The organism is Methylobacterium longum, assembly GCF_022179385.1.
Lineage (GTDB): Bacteria > Pseudomonadota > Alphaproteobacteria > Rhizobiales > Beijerinckiaceae > Methylobacterium > Methylobacterium longum.
The window spans coordinates 141,978-159,704 of sequence record NZ_BPQS01000002.1; the positions used below are offsets into that span (position 1 = coordinate 141,978).

The 17,727-nt window shown below is 63.9% G+C and carries 25 protein-coding genes; 14 read left to right on the top strand and 11 right to left on the bottom strand.

Annotation, left to right across the window (positions count from 1 at the left end):
- Window positions 1-665 precede the first annotated feature (665 nt).
- The 3 genes from MFF58_RS02455 to MFF58_RS02465 are packed head-to-tail and all read left to right on the top strand — an operon-like array spanning window position 666 to window position 1,354.
- Window positions 666-848: a hypothetical protein gene (locus MFF58_RS02455; RefSeq protein WP_238285058.1), complete on the top strand. Its 183-nt coding sequence runs from the start codon at window positions 666-668 to the stop codon at window positions 846-848.
- On the top strand, window positions 845-1,039 hold the full coding sequence (locus tag MFF58_RS02460) for a hypothetical protein (protein WP_238285059.1): 195 nt from the start codon (window positions 845-847) through the stop codon (window positions 1,037-1,039). The genes MFF58_RS02455 and MFF58_RS02460 overlap by 4 nt, the downstream gene beginning before the upstream one ends.
- A 9-nt stretch (window positions 1,040-1,048) precedes the next feature.
- Complete coding sequence (locus MFF58_RS02465) at window positions 1,049-1,354, top strand: hypothetical protein (protein ID WP_238285060.1); 306 nt, start codon at window positions 1,049-1,051, stop codon at window positions 1,352-1,354.
- A 361-nt stretch (window positions 1,355-1,715) separates the two neighbouring features.
- Here MFF58_RS02465 and MFF58_RS02470 read toward each other — a convergent pair whose 3' ends face one another.
- From MFF58_RS02470 to MFF58_RS32185, 6 genes are all read right to left on the bottom strand, one after another.
- Entirely contained in the window at window positions 1,716-2,009 is a 294-nt protein-coding gene (locus MFF58_RS02470; RefSeq protein ID WP_238285061.1) for a hypothetical protein, read from the bottom strand.
- On the bottom strand, window positions 2,000-2,314 hold the full coding sequence (locus MFF58_RS02475; RefSeq protein ID WP_238285062.1) for a DUF6626 family protein: 315 nt from the start codon (window positions 2,312-2,314) through the stop codon (window positions 2,000-2,002). Before MFF58_RS02475 ends, MFF58_RS02470 begins: the two co-directional genes overlap by 10 nt.
- 416 nt (window positions 2,315-2,730) lie before the next feature.
- On the bottom strand, window positions 2,731-3,246 hold the full coding sequence (locus tag MFF58_RS02480; protein WP_238285063.1) for a hypothetical protein: 516 nt from the start codon (window positions 3,244-3,246) through the stop codon (window positions 2,731-2,733).
- 369 nt (window positions 3,247-3,615) lie between these two features.
- On the bottom strand, window positions 3,616-3,900 hold the full coding sequence (locus MFF58_RS02485; RefSeq protein ID WP_238285321.1) for a hypothetical protein: 285 nt from the start codon (window positions 3,898-3,900) through the stop codon (window positions 3,616-3,618).
- A 5-nt stretch (window positions 3,901-3,905) separates the two neighbouring features.
- A complete protein-coding gene (locus MFF58_RS02490) occupies window positions 3,906-4,151 on the bottom strand; it encodes a DUF6894 family protein (protein WP_238285065.1) in 246 nt (81 codons plus the stop codon).
- 148 nt (window positions 4,152-4,299) lie between these two features.
- A complete protein-coding gene (locus MFF58_RS32185; RefSeq protein ID WP_283206420.1) occupies window positions 4,300-4,431 on the bottom strand; it encodes a hypothetical protein in 132 nt (43 codons plus the stop codon).
- A gap of 580 nt (window positions 4,432-5,011) precedes the next feature.
- Between MFF58_RS32185 and MFF58_RS02495 the strand changes: the two genes are divergently transcribed.
- The 3 genes from MFF58_RS02495 (at window position 5,012) to MFF58_RS02500 (ending at window position 6,237) form a co-directional block, all read left to right on the top strand.
- On the top strand, window positions 5,012-5,167 hold the full coding sequence (locus tag MFF58_RS02495) for a hypothetical protein (RefSeq protein ID WP_238285066.1): 156 nt from the start codon (window positions 5,012-5,014) through the stop codon (window positions 5,165-5,167).
- A 607-nt stretch (window positions 5,168-5,774) separates the two neighbouring features.
- Window positions 5,775-6,035, top strand: coding sequence for a hypothetical protein (locus MFF58_RS32775; protein ID WP_494337831.1), 261 nt, complete (start codon window positions 5,775-5,777; stop codon window positions 6,033-6,035).
- 10 nt (window positions 6,036-6,045) lie between these two features.
- Window positions 6,046-6,237, top strand: coding sequence for a hypothetical protein (locus MFF58_RS02500; RefSeq protein WP_238285068.1), 192 nt, complete (start codon window positions 6,046-6,048; stop codon window positions 6,235-6,237).
- A gap of 281 nt (window positions 6,238-6,518) precedes the next feature.
- Here the strand turns inward: MFF58_RS02500 and MFF58_RS02505 are convergent, their stop codons facing one another.
- A complete protein-coding gene (locus MFF58_RS02505; RefSeq protein ID WP_238285070.1) occupies window positions 6,519-6,698 on the bottom strand; it encodes a hypothetical protein in 180 nt (59 codons plus the stop codon).
- 133 nt (window positions 6,699-6,831) lie between these two features.
- Window positions 6,832-7,098 carry a hypothetical protein gene (locus tag MFF58_RS02510; protein ID WP_238285071.1) on the bottom strand — a complete coding sequence of 89 codons (267 nt, stop codon included), beginning with the start codon at window positions 7,096-7,098 and terminating at the stop codon, window positions 6,832-6,834.
- 135 nt (window positions 7,099-7,233) lie between these two features.
- Here MFF58_RS02510 and MFF58_RS02515 point away from each other — a divergent pair, with 135 nt between their 5' ends.
- The 7 genes from MFF58_RS02515 (at window position 7,234) to MFF58_RS02545 (ending at window position 14,450) form a co-directional block, all read left to right on the top strand.
- Window positions 7,234-7,722 (top strand): phasin, encoded by a 489-nt coding sequence (locus MFF58_RS02515; protein WP_238285072.1) that lies wholly within the window; start codon window positions 7,234-7,236, stop codon window positions 7,720-7,722.
- Between the two features lie 129 nt (window positions 7,723-7,851).
- Complete coding sequence (locus tag MFF58_RS02520; protein WP_238285074.1) at window positions 7,852-8,094, top strand: hypothetical protein; 243 nt, start codon at window positions 7,852-7,854, stop codon at window positions 8,092-8,094.
- Between the two features lie 346 nt (window positions 8,095-8,440).
- Window positions 8,441-8,662, top strand: a complete 222-nt coding sequence (locus MFF58_RS02525; RefSeq protein ID WP_238285075.1) for a hypothetical protein — start codon at window positions 8,441-8,443, stop codon at window positions 8,660-8,662.
- A gap of 508 nt (window positions 8,663-9,170) precedes the next feature.
- Window positions 9,171-11,138, top strand: coding sequence for a hybrid sensor histidine kinase/response regulator (locus tag MFF58_RS02530; RefSeq protein WP_373323266.1), 1,968 nt, complete (start codon window positions 9,171-9,173; stop codon window positions 11,136-11,138).
- Window positions 11,139-11,494: 356 nt separating this feature from the next.
- Window positions 11,495-12,859, top strand: coding sequence for a cytochrome P450 (locus tag MFF58_RS02535; RefSeq protein WP_283206421.1), 1,365 nt, complete (start codon window positions 11,495-11,497; stop codon window positions 12,857-12,859).
- Window positions 12,860-12,988: 129 nt separating this feature from the next.
- A complete protein-coding gene (locus MFF58_RS02540; RefSeq protein ID WP_238285078.1) occupies window positions 12,989-13,597 on the top strand; it encodes a hypothetical protein in 609 nt (202 codons plus the stop codon).
- 226 nt (window positions 13,598-13,823) lie between these two features.
- On the top strand, window positions 13,824-14,450 hold the full coding sequence (locus MFF58_RS02545) for a DsbA family oxidoreductase (protein WP_238285079.1): 627 nt from the start codon (window positions 13,824-13,826) through the stop codon (window positions 14,448-14,450).
- 127 nt (window positions 14,451-14,577) lie between these two features.
- Here MFF58_RS02545 and MFF58_RS02550 read toward each other — a convergent pair whose 3' ends face one another.
- The 3 genes from MFF58_RS02550 to MFF58_RS02560 all read right to left on the bottom strand — a co-directional run bounded on the left by MFF58_RS02550 (window position 14,578) and on the right by MFF58_RS02560 (window position 15,990).
- A complete protein-coding gene (locus MFF58_RS02550; protein WP_238285081.1) occupies window positions 14,578-14,895 on the bottom strand; it encodes a hypothetical protein in 318 nt (105 codons plus the stop codon).
- Window positions 14,895-15,209 carry a DUF6626 family protein gene (locus MFF58_RS02555; RefSeq protein WP_238285083.1) on the bottom strand — a complete coding sequence of 105 codons (315 nt, stop codon included), beginning with the start codon at window positions 15,207-15,209 and terminating at the stop codon, window positions 14,895-14,897. Before MFF58_RS02555 ends, MFF58_RS02550 begins: the two co-directional genes overlap by 1 nt.
- Window positions 15,210-15,381: 172 nt before the next feature.
- Window positions 15,382-15,990, bottom strand: coding sequence for a recombinase family protein (locus MFF58_RS02560; RefSeq protein ID WP_238285085.1), 609 nt, complete (start codon window positions 15,988-15,990; stop codon window positions 15,382-15,384).
- 526 nt (window positions 15,991-16,516) lie between these two features.
- On the opposite strand from MFF58_RS02560, the gene MFF58_RS02565 reads away from it, so the two are divergent.
- Complete coding sequence (locus MFF58_RS02565; RefSeq protein WP_238285087.1) at window positions 16,517-17,725, top strand: MBL fold metallo-hydrolase; 1,209 nt, start codon at window positions 16,517-16,519, stop codon at window positions 17,723-17,725.
- Window positions 17,726-17,727: the final 2 nt, after the last annotated feature.

Below are 17,727 nucleotides of genomic sequence, written 5' to 3' on the forward strand. Positions count from 1 at the left end.
GGCACGAGGCTCGGCAGGACACGTCGCGCCGGAGCCTCAGGCTGTGGTTGATGCGACGGCGCCTCTGGGGCAGGCTGACGGACTCGGGTGACCGACTCGCTCGCCGCCATGAGAGTCGCCCAACCGGTTTGGAGCGTCTCGCCCGAGCGCAAGCGCGCTGTGGCGGCGGTCAGTGAAGCTCTGGATGTACGAGTGTTCTTGACTTCGACCGTGAACGGTCGCGCGCTGCGGCGCTTCATCGAAATAGCTTTCTGAAGGGAGGCTCGGGCGCCTGCTGCGGCTGCTCGAACTGATGTAACGTAGTCGTCCTCCTGCCGGATGTCCAGTGAGGCAAGCACAAGCTCGTAGCTCTCCTTTGCCGCCGCGTAACTCTACTGCGGCACGACCGCAGTCAACGACTCCGCAAAGGTAATCTGCCGGTATCGAGCAGAGGCGTCCGTGTCAGGTCGCCGCGTCCATAACCTGCCCCAGGTCGTCGGCGAGCTAAGCGATGAGGGCGCGGCCTGAAGGCGGGTTCGGCTCGGAGCACCATGGGCTGAAACTCGGCGGCGAGTTCGACTTCCTCGAATGTGCGTTGCCATGCGCTTCCCGTCGCTCCGAGGCTGACCAGGAACGTCAGATCGGCGGTGGGGTTGATTAAGATACCCACAGCTTACGAGGTGCACATGACCGCCAAGCCGCCGCCCGTCCCCCCTGCCAACCAATCGCACAAGGGTCCGGGAAGTGCCACTGCGGCTCCGCTCTCACAGGGCCATGGTGGGTCACAGACCCAGAACCCGGACAAGGTCGGACAGGCCGGGAACTCGAAGGTCAACACCACGAACCAAGGCTATCAGCAGGACCGATGAGCACCTCGAAGAAGACGCCCGCCGCCAACCGCCACCACGGCGGTCCCGGAAGCAGCCATCAGGATGCGTCCAAGCCGCAGCCGGAAGAGCACGGCAAGTCCGCCACGGGCGGTTCGACCAACCCGGACACCTCGACCGTCTCCGGCGGCGGTGGTGAGCGGGATGCCCATCACCGCCATCGCTCTCACTGAGGACACCACATGGCGAACGCCAGCAAGAACCACATGGGCGCGGCCACGCAGGGAAAGCGCGATGGCTCCGGCGCGATGACCGACCTGCCGGAGGGCATCCTCCCCGACAACATGGTCCTGAGCAACCGGGACAAGTCTCGTCACAGTGACGAACGGGGCTTGGACAGCAAGGCCGTGCAGACCGAGCAGTATCAGGACCACGCCGCCAACCGAGAGATCGACGTTGATCTCACGGGCGACGGCAACACGAGCGGAGTGGCCAATCCGATGACCGACGAGTCCGGCGACCAGAGCAGCCTCAAAAGCCAAAATTAGTAGCGCCTCACCGCTTCGATGCGCTATGGTGCTGCTGAAGCAACGAGCGCGCAGGCTGATCGTTTATTTTGATTAGGCCATCCTCTCAAAGGCGTTCCGCGGCGAGCTTGTCCCTCAAGATCCAGATGATGAACCCGCGAGCGTGTTGCTGGAGCGGATCAAGGCCGAGAAGACGAGATCCGCACCAGCGCGTCGAGGCCGTGGTCGCCCACGTGTCGCCACGGCGATCTGACAGCGGCGGAAATCTCACTACGAGAACGACACGCTGCCGGAGTTCGAGGTGATGATCTCGGACTTGCCCTGGGCGACGATGTAGCCGACCAGGACCAGGGTTCGGTCGCGAAGGTCAGCCACGCCCTCTTCACCACCCGCGCGCCTTGAGCCAGTCGTGGAGCACCGCCGCATCGGCCGCGTCCTCGAACTCGAAGATGACCCTATCTAGGACGGCGTTGCCCCTAAGCTCGCAGATACGGCGGCGCCACCGATCAGTCGCATGATCTTCGCACCATTGGTTCGCGAGACGGTGCCGGTAGTCCTCGTACCGGCGGTTCAGATCCAGGACCATCGGAACGGATGCCGTGACGGTGAAGGCGTTGCGGGCGATGATCGCCTGAATTTCGGGGTTGGTTGAGAGTCGAGCAGCCATCACGAGCACCTCGCCTCGGTCGAGCGGCGCCCGAGCAAGTCGGCGATGCGCAGGTCGCGAACGATCGCTTCATCGTAGGCCCGCACCCGGTCGCGCAGACCTTCGGGCAACAGCGCACTGGCTTCTGCCAGCCTTATACGGATCCGCTCGACGGTCTTCGGCGAAACTCGCGCAGTCGCTCCGTCGTGCCGCGTATAGTCATGCATGTAGGAATGACCGCGGCCACACCAGGAGCGTGAGAAATGCTCGCGCGACAAAACCAGACCCAGCGATGTCATTTCATCGCAAAGCCGCAATAGCTGAAAACCGTACACGGAAATCTTCTCGGACAGGTGCTCGGGAAAAGGCCCCTGTCTACTTATCTACGAGGGGACTTCGGCTTCCCGCGACCGAGGCTGCTCGGCCTGCCCCGGTGCAGGTGAGCAGCTTCTTCAGCGATGGCCGTCAAGTAATCTACGGCCTGATCATGAGGAGGCGTAGCCGGTCCAGCCTCTGCAAGGTACGCCCAGGCCGCGGCCTCCTCAGACAGATCAAACGTCTTCGTCTCGACCGGGATGACCATCCAGGACAGACGCTGCCATTGCCCACATTCATCGTCAAGCTGAAAGTCTGCTGCCTACCCCTCTAAGTGGCTAGAGAAACGCTGCGCGATCTTATCAAACGGTTCGACCTCAAGGATGATCAGGCTGAAATTATACTAAGAGTCTCCGGCTTGTGACCCTCGCCCCTTCTACATCCACCTCATCCTGAAATGAAATCCGTGGTTCACGTCTCGGAAGCCGATCATGTAATTGTCGTGGACCGCGTACCCGTCGCGACCGACGTTCTCGTCTAACCACATCTTTATCTCAGGGACCGCAATTCTGGCACCCTCGCTCTCGTCTTTAGCGTATACTTCGCGCGTTTTTCGAAATGCACCTCTAATTTCGTTCCAAGAGGCGCTTTCCGTGAGATCGAAGTGGTACGGCCAATCCGCCTCAAACTTTGCGTCTCGCGCCACACTGAGCGCTTCCTTGGCGACCATAAGGACGGCCAGCGCTGCAAAGTACGCGTTCTCAGCGATCATGCGATTGTCTACCACCGCGGAGTACGCCTCCTTGGTTGTCGTTCGGTCGTTCTCCATTGCGAGGAGCGCCTCATCGGCAATCCAACGATCGTGCTCAGCCGCGAGAAGCGCTTCCTCGGCGGCAATGATGTCGGCCTTCGTCTTGGCGATAATCTCTGGATCGAACTGCTTGATGATCATCGCAGTCCTCGCACGCTGAGCGGCAGCTTCCCGACCGTGAGGCAAGGGTCGATCGTGTTGTCGCGATGGGTATGCGCGACTGGGGTTGGATGATTTGTAATGCTCATCCCGATCATATGCCTCGGATCGGAGAGTCGCGAAACACCGTGTCAGTAGCGATTTTCCAGCAATTTTCCGGCGACTGCGTCCTAAGGTTGCCCGCTTGGCAACTTTAGGAATGAGAGCATCGGCAAGGCCGTGGGCGCGGCCGTGGTGCGATCTAACTGCGTTCCGGATGGCCCAGGCTCCTTCGGATCCCACCACCGCAGCCCCCGTCGCCGCCGGGCACGAACCAGCGGCTCTGGCCGCGTATTCCAACGCCCTCAGCGATCAGGTGACGCGATCTGGATGCTCGCTGTCCACGACGATACCGAGCCACTCCAGCGCGGCTGGCCGCGACTTGAAGATGTGCCGCTGGGACGTGAACGGCACCGGGCGTTCCGTAGCGGCCAACTCGTCGAGAAGCTCGACCGACCATGTGTCGGCTGGGCCGCTTCGATGAACGTTCCGCACCAAGCTCGCGATCACGGTGCCATCGAGCAGCACGTCGTAGCTGCCGGGCGCGAGTTGCTCAACGGTGTATGCCATGAGTTCCATCACACCACTGGGCGGCATCGAGGTCACGGGTTGTCCATCCTGCCGAGGATCTCGCTGAACGGGATGCGCCAGAGCATGCGTCCGGCCTCGTCGGAGACCTCGAAGGCGTAGCCATGAGACGTGCCGCCCGCGCGAAGGAGTTCAGCCGTCAGGTCCAGGATGGCACTGCACGCCTCCATGTAGGCGATCTCGGCGCTCGCGAACTCCAACCCAATATCGTCGGGCTCTAGGCCACATCGTGACCGCAGGTCAAAGAAGAACAGCGGCATCGGCACCGCTCCCTGGTGCCCCTGGAAGGGCAACCCTCGTAGTCCTGGCTGGTCACGCAACCGTGAGGGAGGGTCTGGAACTGGACCGAAATCGCCACGCAGCCCGTGATCAGATCGAGCGACGGAGCAGACTCCGGTTAGGTGGTGCCTACTCGACCACGCTGGCGCCGATCGATTGCGCGACGGCATACGCTTGGTCACGGGTGAGGCCGGTCACCACGACAGCGGCATCCCGGTAGACGGTGTAGGTGCCGTCGTCGGTAGGGCGAATGCGGATCATAGAGCCGCCCACGGATCGGTCAGGCGCCTCTGATGCGATGCTGCCGAGCGGCTCGCTGGCTCGCGCGGGCGTTGCACAGGCGGCGCATCTGATCTTGCTGAGCCATAGCTTCCTGCCACGGGTGAATTGGCATCGTGGGCAGGGGCGGCAGCGGAGGGCTGCTCTCGTTCTACGGGTGCGTGGGTTCCATGGCGCTGCCCCTCGTCACTGCTTAAGTAGTCAAGCTTAACCGTTCGTTCACTCTTTGCAACCTGCCGCCCGGCACGCTTCAACGAGGCCGCGGATCTGTGCCGGGCTGCATCTCCAGATCCATGTTGGTGCAATACCGCTTCTGGCCGCACGTTCTAAGGGCTGCGCCTGCCGTAGCTCGGCCGGATCCCCCGATTTCGCTCCCACCATGTTCCCCAACGCCGCCGCCGGTTGGCGCGGCGCCCTTGAGGATCTGTCAGAGCATGCCTCGCCCTGCCGGTATCGCCTCCCGGCCCGGTGAGTCGCGATCCGGGCGAACGCGATAGCCTTCTGCGACCAGTCCGGCGCCGAAGCGCACCGGCTCGGCTGGACCGCGCCAGAATTGTTCGCGGTGCACCACGATCACGGCACCCTGCGCGTGGACTACTGCGGGTTGCTCATGGTGGTGAGTGAGCCTGCCCGAGCCGTCGAAGCGCGGCGGATCTTGTTCGAGCGGCTGACCGGCTACCGGGACAAGCAGGGCCAGGAATGGGGCATCCCGGTTTGAGAGTTCGCCAAGAAGAACGCGGGTCGGTGAGTTACCGGCTCTTCGCGCAGATCGGCAGCACGGGATCGCTGCTGGCCTTCAAATTTCTGGTGACGGTTCTGGCGGCCTGCGCGCTCATGGGCTTCGTGCTCTGACAAGTCGTGAGGGGCTTAGGAGTGGGGCCGCCGATCATGAGGTTCGCCAAAAAGAACCGTTGATGCGGGCCGGGAGCGCTCGCCGGTTCCGGCTGTTCCCCCACCATGCGCACAGCCCTTATCGCTCTGATCGTGCTGGTTCGGTTCGGTCCCGACATCGTCTATGGGGCCCACCAGTCGCTTCCGCAGCCCACCCCCTTACGCCCAACTATGGCGACGAAGTGGATCGTGAGCCCGCCCGCCGTTGTGGTGATCCGCCCACCACCGCCATGAGTGGGGTCGATCCAGCGGCGGGACAGCAGAGCCTCGCGCCATCCCGTCCCCTTTAACGTCACGCTTGCCCTGACCCGTAACGGTCGCGCGCGTCATCGCAAGGATCACCGCATGACTCACATGCGCCGGGCTTAAGTGGTCGTTGTAGGTGTGGCTTCACCGCGCTGGCGGCAGAAACGCGGGCATGCCACGTGCGCCGGATGCCCACGCTTGATCCCCAAACCTGCGAAGTGAAAATCCAAGGCTCCTGGCGTATCGTCAGCCTGGATGAGGCTGCGGCCCAACATGCGATGGCGGTGAAGCGTTGCCCCGCCTGCCAAGGGCGCGTGATGATCAACGGCGCCTACAGCGGTCCCAACGTTCGCCGCACCCTGGCGCATCGCAGGTCGCATAGTGGCTGCGCGCTGAAGCCCGAGACGTACTCCGGCACGTCTTCGCCGCATCCTCAGGCCCTCGCCTAGAAGGCCGACCATGCTCGTTGAAGCCGACCCACTCACGGACGCCATCTCTGCCCTTCGCGCCAAGGGGCATACCGTGGAACCCTGCGGTGAGGATCCAGCGCTGTGGCGCATCGACAACGAGGACCAGGAACTGACCGTGGAGCAGCTTCTCGCCCTGGCTCTGCGCCTCGGATTGGTGGAAGGCCCAGGACGAGCGCAGTAGGCTGATCCAAGCAGCCGCTTCAGCCCAACCTTTTCAAACCCTGTTGCAGTGACCGACCTCGATGACCGCCTAACTCGCTACCTCGTGACCGTACTCTTTGCGGTCGGCCTCACAATGATCGTCACTGCCTGGGCTTGGGATGGCTCGGCTGACACCTCTTACGTCAACCCACCATTGACCGGACGCGAGTTGCTGGGCAGCCCACAGCGAGCGCGCCGTGGGAGCGCTCACGGCGGAGGAGCCGAAGGGCTACCCGCAAGCCCTGGCTGATCTACCGTCAATCACGACGCGTCCTGCTCATCCTGGTCCGCGATTTCGCGCTGTATCTCCCGCTCTGTTCTATCCCCCGCCGGATCTTCCGGTAACGGGAACAGATCGTTCAGCCCTTGAGCGACGCCGTGGAGGACCGGATCGAAGGCGGATCCGAAGGCGCGGGATTGGGTATGGTCGCTCTTGATCATGCTTAGCAGTGCAGATGAGGGGCCGACGCTCACCGGCACGCGATTTTCGGCCTATCGCTGAGCGCGATTAACCTACATCAATTCGGGTGCTGGTGAACGGTTGCGATCCGTTCCGGAAAAGTTGCGTCGTTTTTCATGGGTTCACCACAAGCAACCTAACCGCCCTGTGGACGCTGATCGGCGCTCGCGCCGCAGCCACATCGGACACCGCACTGCCCATAAACGGCGGCGCAGTGGCAGGCGGCTCGTTCATTTCCTTGATGGAGGCCGACTCTGGCACTGCCGATGCACGTTCGGCCTTTGCGCTTGCGCGCCACAGGCGTGGCAGTTTCGACTCGATAACTTCGACCTCCGGTTCCGGCTCGTTCGGCGGCTGGAACAAAGCTAAGGTCATCTGCATCGGCACGTCGGGTCCAACCGAAACGTTCGCGCTTCGAAGATCTGTGAAGACGTAGGTTGAGCAGCGATCGAAACATAGGTTACCCTGCGATATATCAGGCGGCCCAAGTCTGACTCTGTCGAGAGGATAGCCACCATGGCCAATTTGCCCAGCTTCGAGATCCCGCAGCAGATGCGTGACCTCGCCGAGAACAACGTCGCCCAGGCGCGAAAGGCGTTCGACAGCCTCGTGGGAACCGCCAAGCGCGGCGCCGAGACGATGCGAGGCACGACTGAGATGTCCCGCACCAGCATGCAGGACATGTACGGTCGCGGCTTCGAGTACGCGGAAGAGAATGTGCACGCCGCTTTCGACGTGGCACAGAAGCTCGCGCGCGCGGGCACGCCGATGGAGATGATGAAGATCCAGAGCGAGTACATGCGCGAGCGCTACGCCGCGATGCAGGAGCAGGCCAAGGCGTTCGGCGGCATGGCACAAGAGATGTTCAAGCAAGGTGCCGAGAGCACTAGGTCGGCGATGGAGCAGAGCGCGGGCGAGGTGCGCCGGATGACCGAGCAGGGCCGGGATGCAGCCGCCCAAACCGCGCGAGCGGCAGAGGATACGGTTGATCGCTCGACAAGTTGATCTGCTGCGGCCGGTGGGGCGAAGCGGTGCCCTTCCGGTCGAAGCTGCGACACGCTGAGAGCCCGCGGTAAGTTTAGCTCCTCGGTGCCGCCGCGACGAGCACCAGCGACGCCGCGGAAGAGGTCGCCTATGACTCACGCTGAGATCGGCCGCCTGACCGACGAGACGATCCGGCTCAGCGTGCGATTGGGCGAGACGGCAGGGCTGCTGATGGTTGCCATGCAGTACGCGTGGCTCGACGGCTGGGTTCAGGGCTGTCGCCAAGCTACGGCGGGCGCCGAGGAGATGCTGGAGCAGCAAGCGCGCACGAACCGTCTGGTGCGCCAAGGCGTGCCAATCAAAGCAGCAGCACGCGGTCTGCATCTCGTGTAGCCGATGCCGCATCAAGGCCGCGCTCACTCGCCAACACCGAGCAGCACGACTGCCGCATCCGTCGCGCCAGGAACCAGCATCTGTATCCCGCCTCTGGCCGTCGCCGAGGCGGATCACGGTCTGCCCGTGTGCCTCTGCGGCGGGACGATGTGGCGATACGCGAGTGTAGGTCGAGACTTCTTGTGGCGTGCGATCGGTTTGATTGTGCCGGACAACTTGGAAGCCTGAGGGGACCACACACGGCGAGACCCCGGCAGAGCCGGTGTGGCAAGTGATTGCGCGCCAGAGCTTGCAAGCTATCAGGCTCCGGCGGCCCTCGGCGGCCGACGTAACGCGGGAGGCACTTGTGAAGATCCGGATCGGAGAGCGCGGCGAGATGCGCCACATCCGGGTTGAGAGCATTGGGCGCACGAAGGAGAACACCGTCTACGTCACGGGGCTCATGGGCTTCGGACGCGCCGAACGGGTGGCCATCGAGATCGACGCCGACACCCTGGCTGAGATGGTGAGAGCAGCCCTTCAGGGCGGGTTGCGCCCGGAACTCACGAGTGAGCCGAGTTCGGATTGATCGCAATGCAAAAGGCGTCCGCACGCAGACCCGCCATCCAAAATGTCCTTAATCCGGGGCGCCGAGATCCGCTGCGGTTCAACCGCATGATTCAACTCAAAAGGCAACCGAGCGCCTTGTGTTGGAACAGCGTCGTTTAACCGACAGCACGACGGTGACAACGTATGTTCGTTCCCGCAACCGAGCCAGCCGCTAAAGCCTCCGTCACGCCCCGCCAACCCGAACACGCGCTGCCCTTTCATCCTACGCCCGTACTCACTCAACCGCGCGTAGCAATCGATGCGCTCAGCAATAGTATCGACAGCCAAAGTTCAGATACCCGCAAGTACCGGATGTAGCTCTCGTACAGATACGAGCCGGAAATGTTGTGTTGTATTTTGGCATCTACGGACAAGCACGCGCGCTGAGCGCTGGAACCAAAATCTGATTTACTGCCTTAGGTTAAGTCCGATATGCCTCGCGTGGGCATCCCCCTCGCGTGGGGCAGCCCGTGCAGGAAGGAACACGCATGGCATCCCAGTTTGGGTCCGCCACCGAGCCCACCGACGAACAGCGCTTCCGGCTCCTGGTCCAGTCGGTGACCGACTACGCCATCTACATGCTCGATCCCACCGGCATCGTGGTGAGTTGGAACCCAGGCGCGGAGCGCTTCAAGGGCTACACCGAGGCCGAGATCATCGGTCAGCACTTCTCGCGCTTCTACACCGAGGAGGACCGGCAGACCGGGTTGCCCAAACGGGCGCTCGCGACCGCGGCCAACGAGGGGCGCTTTGAGCAGGAAGGCTGGCGCGTTCGCAAGGACGGCACCCGGATGTGGGCGCACGTCGTCATCGACCCCATCCGTGACCCGTCCGGTACGCTCATCGGCTTCGCCAAGATCACGCGGGACATCAGCGCGCAGAAAGCCGCGCGCGAGGCGCTGCGTCAGAGCGAGGAGCGCTTCCGCCTACTCGTGCAGGGGGTCACCGACTACGCCATCTTCATGCTCGACCCGGACGGCGTGGTCACGAACTGGAACTCGGGTGCGGCTCGGATCAAGGGCTACACCGAGGCCGAGATCGTCGGGCAGCACTTCTCCCGCTTCTACACCGAGGAGGATCGGGCAGCGGGCGTGCCTGCCAGGGCTTTGGAGACGGCAAAGCGGGAAGGCAGGTTCGAGGCCGAGGGCTGGCGGGTGCGCAAGGACGGCACCCGCTTCTGGGCAAGCGTGGTGATCGACGCGATCCGCGACGACACCGGCCGACTGATCGGCCTCGCCAAGGTCACCCGCGACATCACAGAGCGTCGGAGTGGGCAGGAGGCCCTGGAGAAGGCGCGCGGCTCCTTGTTTCAGGCGCAGAAGATGGAGGCGCTCGGCGGCCTGAGTTCCGGGATCGCCCACGACTTCAACAACATCCTGACGGTCATCCTCGGCAACCTCGATCTCCTCCGTCGCGCGCCGGAGCAGCGTCGCGAGCGCCTGATCAACAACGCGGTCCAGGCGGTGGAGCAGGGCCGCAAGCTGACCCAGCAGTTGCTCGCCTTCGGTCGCCGCCACCTGCACCAGCCCGAAGTTCTGGACCTGAACCGGCTGATCCTCGGCATGGACGACATGCTCAAGCAGTCGCTGCGAGGGGACATCCGTGTCGAGTTCGATCTCGCGCAGGAGCTTTGGCCCGTCGAGGTCGATCCGGCTCAGCTTCAGATCGCGCTGATCAACCTCGCGGTGAATGCGCGTGATGCCATGCCCAGAGGGGGTCAGTTCCGGATCAGAACCGAGAACGTCACCGCGCCCGGCAGCGACCTCGAACAGAGTGTCGCGATTGCGGTGAGTGACACCGGATCCGGCATGCCGCCCGAGGTGGTCGCCCGCGCGTTCGAACCGTTCTTCACCACGAAGGAGGTCGGCAAGGGCACCGGGCTGGGGCTGCCGCAGGTCTACGCCTTCGCGCAGCAGTCGCGCGGTTCCGTGCGCATCACGAGCGAGGTTGGTCGCGGAACGACCTTCACGATCTCGCTGCCGCACACGCAGGCGCAGATCGTGGAGAGGCAACGGGTGAGCCACGATCCCGACGCGGCGGCGCGGCCCCTCCGCGTTCTCGTGGTCGAGGACAACGCACAGGTGGCGGAAGTTGCGGTCTCTATCCTGACGGAGCGGGGCCACGCCGTCGTGAGCAGCGCCAGTGCGTCGGAAGCCCTACACGTCCTGACCTCGGGGCAGCCGTTTGATGTGATCCTGTCGGACCTCGTGATGCCAGGGGAGATGAACGGGTTCGATCTGGCCCAGCATGTACGTGACCGTTGGCCGACTCTGCCAGTGCTGCTGGCGACGGGCTACAGCGATCAAGCGGCCAGGGCGATCAAGGCAGGCTTCCCGCTGATCTCGAAGCCCTACGAACCGGCCGCGCTTCTGCTCGCCGTCGAGGGGGCTGCGTCGGAAGTCACCACTCCCAAGCAGCATAGCAATGTCGTCCGGCTGCCACGCGTCGGGAAATGACCATGGGCGGCTTGAGCGACAGTTCCGGCCACGGTCGGCGTACCTAACTCGATGCCATCCTCCTTCGGTCCGCTCTGAATATGACGGAACGGCTGAGACGCCCTGTGGGCGGTGGTCAGCTACGCATGAACATCAGTTGGCGCGACGGGAGTGAACTCTGGATCAGGGTGGCCGAACAGGTCCTCGGACCAGCGGCGCTGAGGGATATGCACCAGAAGCGCCTGGAGAAGAGACCGTGACCTTGGTCTACGCCCGTTTCGCGCACGCGCGAGCGACACAGGACGTGCTGCGCGCTTTTGCCGAACCCTGAACAAGCCGGTAGCATAGCCATTAGCCGCGGCGCTGGAGAACCGCCGTTGACCACGCTCTCGCCTGTCGCCAGTCCACCCGCGGCTCCAAAGCCGCCCGGACCGAAAGGGCTGCCCGTGCTCGGCAACCTGCTCGATCTGCGCCGTGATCCGCTCGGCTTCTTCACGAACTGCGCGCATCGCTACGGTAATACGGTCCCCTTCCGCATCGGCCCTCGCCGCGCCCTGTTCCTGAACGATCCGGACCTAATCGAGCGCGTCCTCGTCACTGAGCATCGCGACTTCCCCAAGATCAGCTTCATCTGGCGGCAGTTCAGGGCTGTCCTCGGCGACGGGCTGGTGACCAGCAGCGGCTCCCTGTGGCAGCGCCAGCGCCGCCTGTGCGCTCCAGCTTTCGCCCCGGCTCGGCTGGCGGGCTATGCCGAGGTGATGGCCCGAGCGACGGAACAGGTGCTCGAAGGCTGGCGCATCAGCGAGGTTCGCGACCTGCACGCCGACATGATGACGCTCACCTTGCGCATCGTGGCTGAGACGCTCTTCGGCGTCGGTATTGAAGCCGACATCCCGCGGATTGAGGCTGCCGTCGCAGACATGAGCCGCGAGATGGCCACGCGCATGGTGCGTCCGGTGCTCATCCCCGACGCCGTGCCGCTCCCCGGTCATCTGCGCTACCGGCGCGGACTCGCATGCGTCGAGGACGTGGCGACCCGTCTCATCCACCAGCGACAAACCGCTTCCCGCGCCGGGCACACTCTGCTGGACACTCTGATCGACGCGCGAGACGAGACCGGCGCATCGATGTCCGATCGCCAGCTTCGTGACGAGGCGGTCACCTTCCTGCTCGCAGGACACGAGACGACGGCTTTGGCGCTTACCTGGGCCTTGCACCTACTCGGTCAGCACCCTGATGTAAGCGCGGCGCTCGCCGCCGAGGCCGGTGCTGTGCTGGGTGAACGCCCGGCCACGTTCGAGGACCTGCCACGCCTCACCGTCGCCGAGCAGGTCGTGAACGAGAGCCTGCGCCTGTACCCGCCCGCGTGGCTGATCGGCCGTGAGGCGGGACGGGATTGCGAGATCGGCGGCCATGCGGTCGCGAAAGGGACGCCTCTGTACACGTGTCCTTGGGTGCTGCACCGCGATCCGCGCTTCTGGGCAGAGCCGCTGGCGTTCCGGCCTGAGCGCTGGGTGGGGCACTCAGACAGGCAGCGACCCCGCTTCGCCTATATGCCGTTTGGCGGCGGCCCGCGTGTCTGCATCGCGCAGCGCTTTGCTGTGATGGAGGCGGCCCTGATCCTGGCGTTGATCGCGCGACGGTGCAGACTAGTTCCGTTGCAGGAGGAGGCTGTTGTGCCTTTCCCGTCGATCACGCTGCGTCCGGCGGGCCCAGTGCGGTTCCGGATCGAGGCACGGTGAGTGCACGCAAGCCGGTGGCTGTACGACAGCCGCCCGGTGACAGACACGGGACATGATCCGGCAACAGCGCCGCCTCACCGATGCCGAACTCGCGTGACACCACAAGCCTGCGACGACACGGAGCCCGACATGCAGCCGTGCGAGACCTACCGGCGCTGGATCTGGTTCATCGCTGCCGGTGTGCTTGTGATCGCGCTCGTCCAGGCCGCCTGCGCCCAGGCCATTGGCGCGCAGGAGGTGCTGAAGGACGCACGCGGCTTCGGGTGGGACATCGCCCTCTACGTGATCGCCGCCCTTCGCTTCGGGAGGGGGACGTGGGCGGAGAGGATTTCCACACTCCTTGTCGGAGCCTTGCTGGCAGGCTCAGGCATAGAGGCTCTCACCGACCTGTGGACCAGGCTCGGCCGTCCTGAGGACACCAGCGCGACCGAGACGCTTCTGTCCGACGCCTTCGCGCTCGCCGCTCCTGGACTCGCAGCCGCAGTGCTGTTCCGGTTCCGGCGCGCCGCTGATCCGCTCGTGACAGCGTCGTGGCTGAACGCCCGCAACGACCTTCTGACCGCCGTCCTCACGAGCGCCTGCGACCTAACCGGGCACGCCACGAGCCTGCGCTGGCCGGGCTATGCCCTCGACCTGATCGGCGTCATCTTATCGTTCCAGGCTGCCGCGATCGTGCTCCGGTCAGCGTTTGTCGAGCCCGATGAGCGCAGCCCGCTCGCCGTAGCGGAAGGCTCGTGATGACCGTCGCTGGAAGCACGGCTCTCGAACATGCGCCACCTATTTTAGGGCTGTAACGCGGCGCATCCAGGCCGCCGAGGAGTTGGCCGATTTTGATCATGCCATCCTTGGGCCGATTGCCAGCGTCAAGCCGACCGAGCTTGCGGCCTAAAGGATCCGAGAAGCGGGGTGGTGCCTTGTTCCGGGGGCACCGTTTTCCGCCTCGCGAGGATGTGGATCGAAGGGTATGAGCCAGGACGCCAGCACCGCCGCAAAGACCAGTTCCCGAGCGACCATTCGCGTGTGGATCGACTTCGTCTGCCCGTACTGCCTCTTTGGGGAGCGCGTCATCCGAGCCGCTATCGAGGGGCTTGAAGTTGACGTTGTGTGGATGCCGTTCGAGTTGCGCCCCTACCCAACTCCGACGTTGCGCCCGGAGGATGAGTATCTACCCACGGCATGGAAGCAGGGCGTCTACCCCGCCGCCGAGCGGATGGGCATCGCCATCCGCCTGCCGACCGTGTCGCCGCAACCGTACACCCGCAAGGCGTTCCTCGGGCTTCAGTACGCCGTCGAGCACGGCCGGGGCGACGCTTACGTCGATGCGGTTCTGCGCGCCTTCTTTCAGCAGGATCGCGACATCGGCGACACCGAGGTGCTCAAGGCGAGCTATCAGGATCTCGGCCTCGATCCTCACGCCCTGGACGCCGCGCTGGCCTCGCCGCTCTATGGCGAGCGCCACGATGCGGCGCTACGCGAGGCGCGAGAGGCGGGCATCCGCGCTGTCCCATCGGTTGCTGTCGGGAACCGGTTGTTCTCGGGCACCCCGCAGCCCGAAGCACTCCGAGCCGAAATCCTGCGCCAATCGGCCTAGCGTGAACCTTGCCGGTCAGACGCTTGAGGCGCGTGGATGAGGTTCAAGGCGGCTATCCCGGACGGGTGCAGGGCGGGCATGGTCACCAGGGGCAGGGCACGATCCCGCAGGTCGAGCAGGCACCTGATCACCATCCCCGCGTCGTGAGCCACTCGCGGAGCGCGGTCGCGTCGGCCGTGCTCTCAAACTCGAAGGTCACGGTGTCCAAGATGGCGTTGCCCCTGCGCTCGCAGATACGGCGACGCCACCGACCCGTCGCATGGTCTTCGCACCATTGGTTCGCGAGGCGGTATCGGTAATCCTGGGATCGGGAGTTCAGGTCCAGGACCAGCGTGGCGGTGCCTGCGACCACGAAGGCGTTGCGGTCGAGGATCGCCTGGAGTTCCTGGTCAGCCCGCAGTCGGGCGACCAGACGGCGAATGTTCTGGACGTTCGCCACGGCCATCACGGGCACCTCGCGTCGATCGAGCGGCGTGAGAGCAAATCGGAAATGTACAGGTCGCGAATGATTGCTTCGTCGTAGGCCCGCACCCGATCGCGCAAATCTTCGGGCAACAGCGCACCAGCCTCGGCCAGCCTCAGACGGAGTCGCTCGATAGTTCTTGACGAAACCCGCGCGGTTGCACCGTCACGCCGCGTATAGTCGTGGAGGTATCCTGAACCCCTACCGCACCAAGAACGGGAGAACTGCTCGCGCGACGATACCAGACCCAGCGATTTCATCTCCTCGCAGAGCCGCAGCAACTGAAAACCATACATGGAAATCTCCTCGGATACGAACTCGGATAAGTATCCTTGTCTACTTATCCAGGAGGTGATTTCGTGAGGATCAGAGATTTGTTCGACCGGCCGCGTCCGAAAAACACGACGGAGAACGAGGGCGAGAAGACGCGCCGACAGGTCCCGACGACAGCTAAGATGCGTCCAGCAATCAAGCGGCCGGAGCAGCTTCGGGCCGATCGGGCAGCGCCTGCCGCCCCGCCCGCAGTGCCGCGTAGTACGACGAGCGGCTGATCCCCAACATCCGACAGGTCTCGGCCACTGTGCTGCTCGCGTCCTCGTGCGCGAGTGCCACCTGCCGCACAAGCGCGGCCGTCAGCTTTGGCGGACGCCCGAACTTTACCTGCCGTTCTCGCGCCACTGCACGTCCTGCGGCGCTGCGTTCTAGGATGAGGTTGCGCTCGAACTCGGCAAGCACCGCCAGCATGCCTACCAACATACGCCCGGTTGCGGTCGTCGTGTCAATGTTGTCCTTGAGCGAGACTAGCTTGGCTCCCCGGCCCTCGATCTCCTCGATGATCTGGAGGAGGTGCAGTTGGGAGCGTGCAAGTCGGTCGAGTCGGTAGACGCAGAGGCGATCCCCGGCTCGGAGAAGATCGAGCACGCGTCGAAGCTGATCGCGGTCGCGCTTGGCGCCCGAGGCGGTCTCGCGGAACACGTCGCGGTCATCGACGCCCGCGCGTTCCAGGGCTTCAAGTTGCAGCGACCAGTCCTGGGCGGAGGTCGATATGCGAGAGTACCCGTAGCTACGACTGGCCACCGTGCAAAAACTCCGTCCAGAAAGCTCAACTTATCGCACGTACTTTCTGGACAGCAAGCTCCTCGGACGGTCACGCTTAACGGCGCAGTCCGGAAAGTGATGAGATTTTGCACAAGGTTGAGCATCTGCCTCGGCCGACCTGTCAGTGCAGTTAGGATGGTTCGCAGGCATCTGGTTCAGGATAGATGGTCGGATGATGCGCCGGGCCGATCATGACGACGGTCCCGTTGACGGCACGCCCAAATCGCACCACGCTGATCGGCTTCTAAGCGTGCCAAGCAGAAGCTCAGGCGATATGTCTTGGATGTTTTATCTGGTGCGGGATGCGGACATTCGGCGATCATTCGCCCTGGAATGTAGTCCTGGTCACGTGGATACAGTCTTTCGGCGACCCCACCGATTTGCTGATTATCAAACTCTGTGCGATGATAGTTATCTCGGACGCCCGATAGGACGATGACGCGCAGCCGTCTCATCTCGCGCCCCTGCTTTCGGTCACAAGCTGGACCAGTGGCGGGAGGTTGCTATGGCGGTTACACTCAACCCAGGAACGCCAATTCAGGACTATTCTCGTAGAAGCCTGCGTACACGCATCACCTGCGATGATCCGGCGCGACGCGACGTGCTCTGCGGTGGCGGGGCCACAGCCCTGGGTCTGCTTCTGGCGAGCCTCTTGGGTGATGCACGTCCTGCGCTGGCTGAGGCCGTGACCGGGCCAATGCCGGAACTCGACTCGGTCGCGGTGCACATCGTCACAGACAGCTACCAGTTCGCAGTGGCGCCGAGCCGCAAGGTCGAGGGGCTCACCGTTGAGCACTTCGGCTGGGGCATTACTCCCGATCATCCCCCCGGCCCAACGCTCGACAGCGAGTTTGGCCTCTCGATGCACGTCACCTCACGGCGCGGCGAGGACATCCGCCGGACTCTGGTGGACTTCGGCTTCACCTCAGAGGCCCTCAACAACAACCTGAAGCTCCTCGGGGTGCAGCCCTCCGAGATCGATGCCCTCGTGCTGAGTCACGGTCATTACGACCATTTCGGCGGCCTCGCTGGCTTCCTCGGCAAGAACCAGGGGCAACTCAAGCCAGGGCTCCCGTTCCATGTCGGTGGCGAGGACTGCTTCTGCGCGCGCGAGTGGACCGCACCTCCGGTGAAGGGTGATTTCGGCGTTATCGACCGCCAAGCCCTCAAAGCTGCGAACCTCACCGTCACCTCGACGGAGCGCCCGGCGCTCGTGGCAGGCCACGGCTTCACCTCGGGTCAGATCGATCAGAGCAGCTTCGAGAAGCTCCTGTCGCCGAGTGCGATGAGGCTTGGGATCATGCATGGCTCGGGCTGCTACCCAGACCGTCTGTCGCAAGCCGACCAAGGCGAGGGCCTGATCCCGGATCAGTTCAGGCACGAGATCGCCACGTCCTTCAACCTGAAGGGACGCGGCCTCGTCGTCCTCACCTCGTGCAGTCATCGAGGCGTGGTCAACGCGGTTCGGCAGGCGCAAACCGCGTCCGGCATCCAGAAGGTGCACGCGGTGATCGGCGGCTTCCACCTTGCGCCTTACCAACCCGACTACGTCCGGCAGACGATCGCGGCCTTGAAGGAGATCGGGCCGGACTTTGTGGTCCCGCTCCACTGCACGGGCGAAGCCTTCTATGAGATGGCCAAAGCCGAGATGCCGAACAAGCTGGTGCGCGCCTACACGGGCACCCGCTTGGTCTTCAATGCTTCCGCCACCTGACG